General features: G+C 62.4%; 8 protein-coding genes. 5 read left to right on the top strand and 3 right to left on the bottom strand.

The genetic code is table 11. The features are described 5' to 3' along the window. The first annotated feature begins 1 nt into the window (after position 1). From HPY64_09600 to HPY64_09590, 3 genes are all read left to right on the top strand, one after another. Complete coding sequence (locus HPY64_09600; protein NPV67384.1) at positions 2–856, top strand: carbohydrate ABC transporter permease; 855 nt, start codon at positions 2–4, stop codon at positions 854–856. 233 nt (positions 857–1,089) lie between these two features. After that, the gene (locus HPY64_09595) at positions 1,090–2,598 is read left to right on the top strand and encodes an alpha-N-arabinofuranosidase (GenBank protein NPV67383.1); all 1,509 of its coding nucleotides are present in this window, start codon (positions 1,090–1,092) and stop codon (positions 2,596–2,598) included. Between the two features lie 11 nt (positions 2,599–2,609). Next, the gene (locus tag HPY64_09590; GenBank protein NPV67382.1) at positions 2,610–4,196 is read left to right on the top strand and encodes a family 43 glycosylhydrolase; all 1,587 of its coding nucleotides are present in this window, start codon (positions 2,610–2,612) and stop codon (positions 4,194–4,196) included. A gap of 119 nt (positions 4,197–4,315) precedes the next feature. Here the strand turns inward: HPY64_09590 and HPY64_09585 are convergent, their stop codons facing one another. Together HPY64_09585 and HPY64_09580 are read right to left on the bottom strand one after the other, a co-directional pair. Next, a complete protein-coding gene (locus HPY64_09585) occupies positions 4,316–5,371 on the bottom strand; it encodes an arabinan endo-1,5-alpha-L-arabinosidase (GenBank protein NPV67381.1) in 1,056 nt (351 codons plus the stop codon). 54 nt (positions 5,372–5,425) lie between these two features. Then, positions 5,426–7,303, bottom strand: coding sequence for a glycoside hydrolase family 127 protein (locus HPY64_09580; protein ID NPV67380.1), 1,878 nt, complete (start codon positions 7,301–7,303; stop codon positions 5,426–5,428). A 372-nt stretch (positions 7,304–7,675) separates the two neighbouring features. Here HPY64_09580 and HPY64_09575 point away from each other — a divergent pair, with 372 nt between their 5' ends. Together HPY64_09575 and HPY64_09570 are read left to right on the top strand one after the other, a co-directional pair. Next, positions 7,676–8,695 (top strand): alpha/beta fold hydrolase, encoded by a 1,020-nt coding sequence (locus HPY64_09575; GenBank protein NPV67379.1) that lies wholly within the window; start codon positions 7,676–7,678, stop codon positions 8,693–8,695. A gap of 84 nt (positions 8,696–8,779) precedes the next feature. Then, positions 8,780–10,339 carry an alpha-glucosidase/alpha-galactosidase gene (locus tag HPY64_09570; GenBank protein ID NPV67378.1) on the top strand — a complete coding sequence of 520 codons (1,560 nt, stop codon included), beginning with the start codon at positions 8,780–8,782 and terminating at the stop codon, positions 10,337–10,339. Positions 10,340–10,438: 99 nt separating this feature from the next. On the opposite strand, the gene HPY64_09565 is transcribed toward HPY64_09570, so the two are convergent. Beyond that, the gene (locus tag HPY64_09565; protein NPV67377.1) at positions 10,439–11,923 is read right to left on the bottom strand and encodes an alpha-N-arabinofuranosidase; all 1,485 of its coding nucleotides are present in this window, start codon (positions 11,921–11,923) and stop codon (positions 10,439–10,441) included. Between the last annotated feature and the right edge of the window lie 96 nt (positions 11,924–12,019).

The raw sequence follows: 12,019 nt of genomic DNA, 5'->3' as shown, positions 1-12,019 counted from the left end.
CATGAGCATCGTGCAACTCAGACATTCGACGTTCTTCCGCTATTTTGGCGTGTATGTCTTTCTGTTTGTGATGTCGGCGTTTGTGCTCTTCCCATTGGTCATTGCGGTTTCGCAATCGTTCATGACCAATCAGGAAGTCAATCGCTGGCCCCCCAGAGTCATCCCGGTTGAACCAACGATCGAAAGCTACCGCCTGGTGCTAACCCAGCAGGATGTCCGCCTGGACCTGTGGTTGCGCAACAGTGTCGTGGCGGCGACGGGGTACACGATCGCTGTGCTGGTCATCTGCTCGCCGGCGGCTTACGCCTTCGCCAGGCTCAATTTCCCCGGCAACAAGCCCCTGTTTGCCTTCCTGCTGGCGACCATCATGATCCCGGGGCAGGTGACGCTGATCCCCAACTACCTGTTGATGCGCGACCTGAAGTGGCTTGACACCTTCAACGCGCTTATCTTCCCCGGCGCGGCCAATGTCTTTGGCGTCTTCCTGCTCCGCCAGTTCTTTATGCAGGTGCCCAGGGAACTGGAAGAAGCGGCGGTGCTGGATGGCGCCGGGTACTTTGGGCGCTTCTGGCACGTAATCCTGCCGCTATCCACCAATGCGCTGACGGCGCTGGGCATCTTCGTTTTCCTTGGCCATTTCAATGACCTGTTCTGGCCCATCATCGTCACCAGCAGCCTGCAGACGCGTACCCTGCCGGTAGGCCTGTCGATCATCCAGTCGTCGTATGCCGGTCAATATCGCCCGATGATCCTGGCTGGCGCGGTTCTCTCGACGCTGCCGGTGCTGATCGTCTACTCAATCTTCCAGCGCCGGATCATTCAGGGCGTCACGTTGACGGGGATGGGGGGACGGTAAACGGCTGGCCCGTGCCCTACCTGGCGGCGGGCCTGATCACGCAGGACGGTGCCTTCGGACAGTTAAAGCCTTGGCCAATTCCCACGGGCTGGAAGCACAACCGGTTGGGAGGGTTGGAAGCTGCATGGTGGCGGGCAATTTCGGCTGGGGCCGGACCTGCCTGCGACCGGGCAGGCCTGACCGGGGAACCGCAAAGGGCCGGGGCGTGCGCTTAACAAACGAGGTGAATTCTGATGTCCGCTTCAAAAGCACAGATCTATCTGGATACTAACCGCAACATCAGCCCGATTTCACCCCTGCTGTTCAGCGGCTTTGCGGAGCATATGGGGCGTTCCATTTACGAAGGGATTTACGATCCCGATTCGCCCCACGCTGACGAGCGCGGGCTGCGCAGGGACGTGCTGGCGGCCCTGCGCGAACTGAACTTCCGGGCCATGCGCTATCCCGGTGGCAACTTCCTCAGCGGCTATAACTGGCTGGATGGCGTCGGCCCGAAGGATAAGCGCCCGCGCCGCCGCGACCTGGCCTGGCAGTCGATCGAGACCAACCAGTTCGGCACAGACGAATTCATGGCCTTCGCCAGGGCGATCGATACCGAGCCGATGCTGGCCGTCAATATGGGCACGGGCACGATCCAGGACGCGGCGAATCTGGTCGAGTACTGCAATGCCCCGCTGGGGACACAGTACGCCGACCTGCGGGCCGCCAACGGGCATCCTGAGCCGTATGGCGTCAAGTACTGGTGTGTGGGCAACGAGATGGACGGCCCCTGGCAGATCGGGCACCTGGAAGCCGAAGACTACGGCAAAAAGGCCCGCGAAGCTGCCAAGATGATGCGCTGGCACGATCCCTCGATCAAGCTGGTGCTGTGCGGCTCGTCATCCTCCCGGATGCCTACGTATCCGGAATGGGACCGGGTCGTACTGGAGCTGGCCTGGGAACAGGTGGACTATCACTCACTGCACTATTACGCCAACAACCACGACAACGACACGGCCAGTTACCTGGCTCTGAGCGCCGAATTCGAGGCGTTTGTCGATACGCTCTCCGGCGTGCTGCGTTATGTCAAGGCCAAGAATCGCTCCAGGCACGACGTGTTCCTCTCCTGGGATGAATGGAACGTGTGGTACAAAGCCCACCTGCCCAGCGACATGCAGGGCCAGTGGACAGTCGCGCCACACCTGATCGAGGAAGTCTATAACCTCGAAGATGCATTGGTCGCCGCCCAGTGGATGAATGTCTTCCTGCGCAAGAGCGATGTCCTGAAGATCGCCTGCCTGGCCCAGGTGGTGAACGTCATTGCGCCGATCCTGACCACCCGCGACGCGCTGCTCAAACAGTCGATCTACTATCCGTTCTTGCTCTTCAGCCGGCTGGCTTCCGGCGTGGCGCTGGATGTAGCCGTCAAGGCGCCGCTGTATGAGACGCAGAAGTTCGGGACCATGCCGCTGCTGGATGTCTCGGCTTCGTGGGATGAGGAGAAAGGCACGCACGCCATCTTCATCGTCAACCGCAGCCAGACGGAAAGCCTGCCGGTGGAACTGATCTGGCAGGATCGCGCGCCGGCACGGATCAGCAAGGCATACCGGGTGGCCGGGACCGATCCCAAGGCGGCCAATAGCTTTGAGAATCCCAACGTGGTTGTTGCGGTCGAGGTGGCAGCGCCGGTTCTGGATGGCAAGTCGGCGTCGCTGGTTGTCCCGCCGCTGTCGTTCACGGCTATCGAGGCGCAGCTGCGCTAGGCGCAGGCGCGATGCGATCCGGCGGGCGGGGGGTGGGGCAGCCCATCCCCCGCGTATTTTTGCCCGTGCTGACTGAAAGCGCATTCACAGGAGGAAAGATGAGCAGATTGTTTCGTTTGCCCCGCTTGCTGCAGATTAGCCTGGTGGTAGCCCTGCTGGCCGCGACCGTCGGTATGGCCTCCGGCCAGTCGGGCGAGCAGGGAACACTCCGCAACCCGCTGAACCCTTATGGCGGGGCCGATCCCTGGCTGACCTACTACGAGGGCAACTATTACATGGCCGCGACCACCTGGGCCTCGGCCTGGTACATGCTCAAGTCGCCCACCCTGGCCGGGCTGAAGACCGCTGAGCCGCAGCTGATCTACTTTGAGACAGAGCCATCGCGTTGCTGTAACTTCTGGGCGCCGGAATTTCACCTGCTGGACGGCCCCAACGGCAAGCGCTGGTACTTTTACTACACTGCCGGGCAGCCCTTTGGCAACTACGATCACCAGCGTATCCACGTGCTGGAAAGCGCCGGAACCGATCCGCTGGGGCCGTATACCTACAAGGGCCAGCTCATGGAGCCGACCGGCGACCGCTGGATGATCGACAGCAGCATCCTGCAGCTGAATGGGCAGCTATACCTGCTCTATTCGGCCTTTGGCCCCCGCCAGTCGGTGTACATCGCCCCCCTGAGCAACCCCTGGACGCTCAGCGCGCCAGGAGTGCTGATCTCCGAACCCACGTACCGCTGGGAGACCTCCGGCGGGATGGTCAACGAGGGGCCGGTAGCGCTCCAGCATGACGGGCAGACGTTCATCATCTTCTCCGCCAGTTCCTGCGCCACCGGCGACTATAAGCTGGGGATGCTGACCTACCGGGGCGGTGATCCGCTGGACCCTGCCTCATGGGAGAAGAATCCTGAGCCGGTCTTCCAGCGCTCGGATGAGAACGGTGTCTTTGGCCCTGGGCATAACGGCTTCTTCAGGTCGCCGGATGGCACCGAAGACTGGATCGTCTACCATGCGGTGGACTTCCCGGAGGGGGCCTGCGATGGCCGACGTACGACCCGCGTGCAGCGGATCGCCTGGAACGCGGACGGCACACCGGACTTTGGCATCCCGGTTGCTGTTGGCGAGCCGATCGCCGCACCCTCCGGGGACACAGGCGTTGACCCGCTGCCAGAATTGCCTGCGCTGGATGTTGTGCGCTTCCGCCCCTCCAGCTATTCGGAGGGCTATCTGCGCCATTCGGGCTTTATCGCGCGGTTCGACTACAGCGTCTCTCCACGAGCCGATTCGGAGTTTCTCATCCGCCCCGGGCTGGCCGATCCGGAGGCAGTATCTATCGAGTCGCGTAACTTCCCAGGCTTTTTCCTGCGCCACCAGAACAACGCCGTTTTCGTCCTGCCTGATGACGGCTCAGAAACCTATGAAGCTGACGCAACCTGGTGGATCCGGCCCGGCCTGGCGGACGAGAACCTGATCTCGCTGGAGGCGTATAGCCGCCCCGGTTACTATCTGGGCAAGACGTTCGGCGTGGTGGCCCTGTTTCGGCCTGCAGATTCCAGCCCCGCCGGCGCCCTGCAGGATGCTACCTTTTATCAGGAGCGCTAGCAGCCTGCCCTGTAGCGCGCCGGTGAGTCCTGCCGCCAGACAAAACGCAGCGCCGAAAGCTCTCCGGCGCTGCGTTCGATTCCGGGATCGCCTGACGGGTGATGCCCCGGCAAGCAGGCTTAAGCCTCTGTCTCTTCCTGCGGCGCGATGAATGGCCAGCCGTCGTCATCCCATGTCAGCGGGTCGATGCGCAGGGTAGGCGTGCCGTTATTCTGGGCGTCGTAGGCGTGGTAGACGATGTAGTCGCGATCCTCGTCCTGCAGGATGCAGTTATGGCCGGGGCCGCGCCAGCGCTCGGTGGGGAAGGTGACCTGCGTGCCGCCGCCGTCGAGCATCTCCACGCCGTCGCGGTCGACATAGGGGCCAGTGACCTTCTCCGAGCGTCCGACCATCACCCGGTAGGTGCTATCCACCCCCCGGCAGCAGAAGTCGAAGGACACGAATAGATAGTAGTAGTCGCCCTTGCGGATGATGAACGGCGCTTCTACCGAGCCGGAGCTGACATGGCGCGTAGCCAGGCTGTAAAGCGTCTCGTCCTCGCTGGAGAGCATGCCGGTCTCGTAATCCAGGCGACGCATCTTGATGCCTGACCAGAAGCTGCCGAAGGCCAGCCAGGGTACACCGTCTTCGTCGATGATCAGGTTGGGATCGATGCAGTTGTAGTTATCTGTGCGGAACGATTCAATCACCGGGCCATGATCAACCCAGCCCCAGCCCTCCGCCTCACGGTCGAGCGTGACGTTTGTCGCCAGGCCGATGGCGGAACGGTTGCTGCCGAAGGTGGAGGCGGAGTAGTACAGGTGGTACCGGTCGTTGAAATAGGAGATATCCGGCGCCCAGAGGTTGGTGGCACCGATCGTCTCCCTAGCCCAGGCGGGTACGCTGCCAAAGACGACCGGCGGCCTGGCCATCTTCCATTCAACCAGGTCGGTCGACTTGCGCACCTCAATGCCGGTGGCCGTGCAGAACAGGTAATATGTGTCGCCAGCCTTGATGATCGCCGGATCATGTACCGGCGAGATTCTGCCGGATAGCTGGGTCATCGCCTGCCCTCCTTCCGGGGCGCTGGCTGCGCCCGCCCGACGCGCCTGAAGACCGCTCAAGCCCAGCCCCAGCCCTGCGCCAAGCGCCAGGCTGGTGCGGAGAAAATGGCGGCGACTGTAACGGATGGACATGCGGAATTCCCTTTCCACTCAGACTTGCCAGCATCAGCGAGAGATCGGCGACTCTCAGCCGCGTTTGAGCCAGACGGCCATCTCATGCACACCGCGATGCCCCCAGGCATAGTAGGGGATGGCCATGAAGCCGTCCCCCCGGATCACGGTCACGCCGTGCAGCAGCTCCGGGTGGTGTTCGGCGTGCAACGGCAGGTCATCCGGCAGGATCAGATCGAGGGCGCGGCCATTGTTGTCGATGCCTTCCGCCGCGTAGACCAGTGGGCCGCGCTCCAGCGCCACTTTGCCGACAGTGTCGCTGATGGCCGGGTGAGCCAGCACGCGCCGGATGGGCATCGGGAAGTCGATTTCGACGACATCACCGGCTGACCAGTCGCGGGTGATGGTCAGGTAGCCATCGGTTTCCCCGGCGGCCAGCGGCGCGCCGTTAACCCGCAGCGTCACCGCGCCGGGGGTAGCGTCCAGGTAGTGGTACAGATCGCCGGGGACGGGCTGACCCTTGACCCAGCCGGGGACGCGCAACATGAGCGTGAAGCGGGCGGGCCGGGCCGGATCGACCTGCAGCCGGATGGCGCCGTCCCAGGGGTAGCGGGTCTCCAGTCGGAGCTGCACATCCGTCCCGCCAACCGCGACTGCCGTCTGGCTGCCGATGTATAGGTTGATGTACAGGCGGTCATCGCGCACGGCATAGATGTAGCCAGGCAGCGAGGGCATCAGACGCACCACGTTAGTCGGGCAGCAGGAGCACCAGAACCAGGGCTGGCGGGTGATGGTGTGATCGCTGTTAAAGTGGAACTTGGTGTCGCATTCCAGCGGGTTGACATAGAAGAAGGTATTGCCTTCCAGCGAGACGCCGGAGAGGAAACCGTTGTACAGCGTCCGTTCCAGGATGTCGTAGTAGGCGGATTTGCCTTCCAGCAGGAACAGCCGATGGTTCCAGAAGATGCTGCCGATAGCGGCGCAGGTCTCGTTGTAGGCGGTCAGGTTGGGCAACTCGTAATCGTCGCCGAAGGCTTCGCCGGTATGGCGAGCGCCCAGCCCGCCGGTCAGGGCCATCTTTCTGGTGACAACATTTTCCCAGATTGCCTTGATGGCATTCAGGTAGTCCTGGTCACCCGTCAGGGCGGCAATGTCGGCCATGGCGGAGTACATGTACACTGCTCGCACAGCGTGGCCGACTGCTTCGCGCTGCTCGACTACCGGCTGGTGATCCTGCATATAGCCGGGGTTACCGACGGCCTGCATCAACTCCCGTCCGTGCGGGCGCCCGCGCTCATCCAGGAAGAACTTGGCCAGCTTCAGGTACTTTTCTTCCCCGGTCAGGCGGTACAGCTTGACCAGCCCCAGCTCGACCTCCTGATGCCCCGGCACAGCGTGCAGGCCGTCCGGTCCGAACGTCCGGCAGAGCAGGTCGGCGGTGCGCAGGGCGATATCCAGGAAGGCACGCTTGCCGGTGGCCTGGTAGTAGGCGACTGCGCCTTCAAACATGTGGCCAAAGTTGTACAGCTCATGGCTCATGACCAGGTTGGACCAGCGGGTCGGGCCGGCGGCTTCATGGGGATGCTCCGGGTCGATCGTCCGGGCGGTGTAGAGGTAGCCATCCGGCTCCTGGGCGGCGCCGATCTTCTCGATGATGCCGTCGATGTAGGCTTCCAGTTCCGGGTCGGGCTGCACCTGTAGGGCGTAGGCCGCCCCTTCGATGACCTTGAAGACATCGGAATCGTTAAACTGCCACCCCGTGTGCGGGCCGGGCATCTTCCCGGCGGCTTTGTCGAAGTTGTCGATGCGCCCGGTTTCCTCGCACTTCTGGAAGTCGTAGGGGATCGTCACCTGTCGGTTGGTCTCGATGCGGGGCAGCCAGAAGGAATCCTGAATGCTCACCCGGGTGAATGGGATAGGCTGAAAGGGGTACTCTGAACGGGTAGTGGTCATGCGTCATTAAACTCCCGGTGGGTCAAATGAACAAATGCCAGCGAACGATGCCTGTCATCACCTGTTTTCTCCCGGCTGGCTGGCCGGGAGAAAAGCGCGATCGATTGCGGGATGCGGTCAAGGGCTGGTATGGGGTGCACGAATATCGCGGAGCAAAGCGGTCGTACAGGCTGATGATACCCCGGATTGGCCGGGCAGACAAACGTCTTACCGCTCGAATCATTGGCAGATGTTGTGCTGGCACGCATGTTGCCGTGGCACATGAGAACAGGCTAAGAAAACCTCCGGCGGGCGCGGTTGCACGGGTATACTGGCCACACCGGGCCCTGGCAGTGCCTGGAATCGTCCGGTGATGACTGGAGGACCAGCCCTATGATCCCATCACACCCTGCGACCCGTGCCCGCCACGCGGCGTTGCTGCTCGTCGTACTGGTTGCCAGTCTTGGCTCCGGCGGTATTCTGCTGGCCCAGGGGCCAACTACGTTTGAGATCGGGCAGGAACTGACCATCGCCGCTCTGCTGGAGCGCGAGATCGCAGGCAGCGAGATCACGTTTGAGGAGACGCTGGAAGACGGCGCCAACTACCACCGTTACATCGCCAGCTATGTTTCCGAAGGTAACCGGATCTACGGCCTGCTGACGGTGCCCTTTGGCAATGCGCCTTATGGCGGCTTCAAGGCCATCGTCTTCAATCACGGGTTCATCCCTCCGGCAAACTACCGCACTACCGAGCGTTATGTCGCCTATGTGGACGCCCTGGCGCGGGCCGGTTTTGTCGTTTTCAAGATCGATCTGCGCGGACATGGCGATTCCGAGGGCGAACCGGCGGGGTCGTATTTCTCGCCCGCCTACACCATCGACGCTATCGCTGCGCTCAAAAGCCTGCAGACGCTGGACTTTGTCGATCCGCAGGGCATTGGTATGTGGGGGCATAGCATGGCGGGCAACCTGGTACTGCGGGCCATGCTGATCGAGCCGGCGATCAAGGCGGGCGTGATCTGGGCCGGGGCGGTGTACAGCTACGATGACTTCTCCCGCTACGCGATCTCCGATCCGTCGGCCACCCGCGATGTGCTGGAGCGGCTGCCCGCCTTCCGGCGTTCCCGTGAGCTGTTTGAAACGTATGGCCGCCCGAATACCGAAGAGCCGTTCTGGCGGGCCGTGTCGCTGACCGCCAACATCGACCTGCTGAATGCCCCGCTGCAGATTCATCACGCGGTCAATGATGACGTGGTGAACATCGGCTACTCCTATGACCTGGTCAAAGTGCTAGCTGACCATAACAAAATTTACGAGTTCTACGAATATGAGGGCGGCGGGCATAACATCGACTCGCCGTACTTTGACCAGGCAATGCGCCGGACGATCCTCTTCTTCCAGCGAACCCTGTGATGTTCGTCGTGGCGTGGCGGGCCAGGTGATGTACAGTAGGGGCAACCATGCGCAGTCTGGATACGTGCACCAAGGATGGAGAAGATGCCCCTCAAAGTCGCCATGATCGGCGCCGGGTCGATCGGTTTTACCCGCCGTTTGATGCAGGACCTGCTGACCGTCCCCGAATTTCAGGATACCCGCTTTGCCTTCACGGATATTTCGCAGCGTAACCTGGACATGGTGACCCAGCTCTGTCGGCGGGATATCGCCGCCAACCGGCTGCCCGCCACCATTGAAGCCACCCTCGACCGCCGCCGGGCGGTCGCCGACGCTGACTACGTCATCTGCATGATCCGCCAGGGCGGGCTGGAAGCTTTCCAGCTGGATATCGACATCCCGCTCAAGTACGGCGTTGACCAGTGTGTGGGTGATACGCTGTGTGCCGGCGGGATCATGTACGGCCAGCGCACCATCCCGGTGCTGCTGGACTTTTGCCGGGACATCCGCGAGGTGGCCAAGCCCGGCGCACTGTTCCTCAATTACGTCAATCCGATGGCGATGAATGTCTGGGCCTGCAACAAGTACGGCGGCGTGCCGACCGTTGGGCTGTGCCACGGTGTGCAGGCCGGTCACCAGCAGATCGCCAGCGTTGTCGAGCACTGGGCGCGGCGCAAGGGCCTGATCGGGCCGGATGAGACCGTCTCGATCAAGGATGTGCCTATCGTGGCGGCGGGGATCAACCACCAGACCTGGTACATCAAAGCCGAGTGGCGGGGTATCGACCTGATCCCGCTGATGCTGGAGATGTTCGAGCAGCACCCGACCTTTCCCACGACGGAGAAGGTGCGGATCGATGTGTTGCGACGTTTTGGCTACTACAGCACCGAATCCAATGGCCACCTGAGCGAGTACGTGCCCTGGTACCGCAAGCGCCCGGAAGAGCTGCCCCGCTGGATTGACCTCTCGGTCTGGATCAACGGCGAGACCGGCGGCTACCTGCGCGTGTGCACGGAGAGCCGCAACTGGTTTGAGACCGACTTCCCCAACTGGCTGCGGGAAGAACCGCCGGTCATCGAGCCGGCCATGCGCAGCCTGGAGCATGCCTCGTATATCATCGAGGCGCTGGAGACCGGTCGTCCCTACCGCGGCCATTTCAACGTGATCAACCGGGGGCACATCACCAACCTGCCGGATGGCTGCGTGGTGGAAATCCCTGGCTACGTCGATCGTACCGGGATCAACATGCCGGTGATCGGCGATCTGCCGCTGGCCTGCGCGGCCACCTGCGCGGCCAGTGTGCGCGTCCAGGAGATGGCCATGGAAGCCGCCGTCCACGGCGATGTCACGCTGCTCAAGCAGGCCATGCTCCACGACCCGCTGGTCGGCGCCGTCTGCAACCCGGAGGAAGTGTGGCAGATGGTCGATGAGATGCTGGTAGCGCAGGCAGCCTGGTTGCCCCAGTACGCGGCGGCTATCCCGGAGGCGGCGGCGCGGCTGGCTGCCCACGAGCACAACGGTACCCGCGTCCCTCTGCGCGACTGGCAGGGCGCTGCCCGGCTGCCCGTCCGGACGGTGGAGGAGATGGCCCGCACCGAAGCAGAAGCCCGCGCCACAGCGGGCGCGGCAGATAAAGCCCACATGCTGGAAAAGAAGGACTCCTGACGCTGTTTTTTGCGTCGTCGCCAGCCCACAAAGCCAGAAAAGGCCCGGTGCAACCGGGCCTTATCCTTTGCTTCCTGCGATAGGCTTTGAGGGATGAGCCTACTTGATCGTCAGGGCTACGACAGATTTGGCCGGCAGATCGATCAGGAGCCTGCCGTCGGCGATCTGCGCGCCGTGGAACGGGGCCGGGCGGACGGCATCCGGCTGCTCAAACGTGTTGTGGGCGGTCATCGTCGGGGCGGTGAGAATTCGTCCACTGACCGAGGCGGCCTGCACCCCGCGCAACTCGCAGGTGATCGTCTGTGCGGTAGCCGGGTTCAGGTTGCACAGCGTCAACAGGATGTCACCTGCCGCGCTCTGCGAGGCGGAGGCGCTCACTGCCGGGATGGCCTGGCCGTTGAGCGTGTAATCGGCAACCTGTAGCTCCAGCGGCAGGAGCGTGGCATCCTGGTGGCCCTTGAACATCTCAAAGACATGATACGTGGGCGTGAGGACGATCTTCTCCCCCTGGGTCAGGATGGGGGATTGCAGGACATTGACCGTCTGAGCCAGGTTGGCCATACGGACACGGTCGCAGTGGTTGTGGAAAATGTGGAGCGTTAAACCGGCCACCAGGGCGTCGCGCAGGGTGTTCTGCTGGTACAGGAAGGCCGGGTTGGTGCCCGGTTCGGGCGGGTACCAGGTGCCCCATTCGTCGACGATCAGACCGACGTGCTGGCCCGGATCGTAGTAGTCCATGATGGCGATGTGCTCTTTGATGCTGTCCTCAATCGCCAGCGCCTTCTGCAGGACGACAAACCACTGATCCTCGCCGAATTCGGTCGCGGAGAAGTCTGTCTCCCGCATAAAAACGTAGTAGTGCAGGCACAGCGCGTCGATGGCACGCGGGCCGAGCACCTTGAAGACATCGCGCATCAGTACCTCAGTCCCGTAAATATACGGGCCGCCCATACCGCTGGCGATCTTCATGATCTTGTTGCCGCTGTAGTTGCGGACATAAACCTGAAACTGGCGGTAGAGGTCAGCGTAGTGTTCCGGCTTCATACAGCCGCCGCAGCCCCAGTTTTCGTTGCCGATGCCCCAGAAGCGGATCTTCCAGGGTTCGGCCCGCCCGTTGGCCCGGCGCAGGTTGGCCAGTGTGCTGTCGCCGTCGAAGGTCAGGTACTCCACCCACTCGGCCATTTCCTGCGGGGAGCCACTGCCTACATTGCCGCAGATGTACGGCTCGCAGCCCAGCTGGTCGCAGAGGTCCATGAACTCGTGGGTGCCGAAGCTGTTGTCTTCCACCACGTTTCCCCAGTGGAAGTTGATCGTGCGCGGGCGCTGTGCCTTCGGGCCGATGCCATCCCGCCAGTGGTAGGCGTCGGCGTAGCAGCCCCCCGGCCAGCGCAGGTTGGGGATGTTGATCGCCCGCAACGCCTGCACCACATCATTCCGGATGCCACGCGTGTTAGGGATGGGCGACTCTTCGCCAACCCAGATTCCGTCGTAAATGCAACGGCCCAGGTGCTCGGCAAAGTGCCCGTAGATGTGGCGGCTGATGGTCTTGTGGCCCAGGTCGGCATTGATCACCATCTGGTTCATAACGTTCTCCTTCACGATTTGCCTCTTCCTAACCGGAAACAACAGCAGGGGCATGCACGTGCATACCCCTGCCTGCTTATAGCAGACTGGCCGGGG

Source organism: Anaerolineae bacterium, from assembly GCA_013178165.1.
GTDB lineage: Bacteria > Chloroflexota > Anaerolineae > Aggregatilineales > Ch27 > Ch27.
This window is presented reverse-complemented; position numbering and strand designations above follow the sequence as displayed.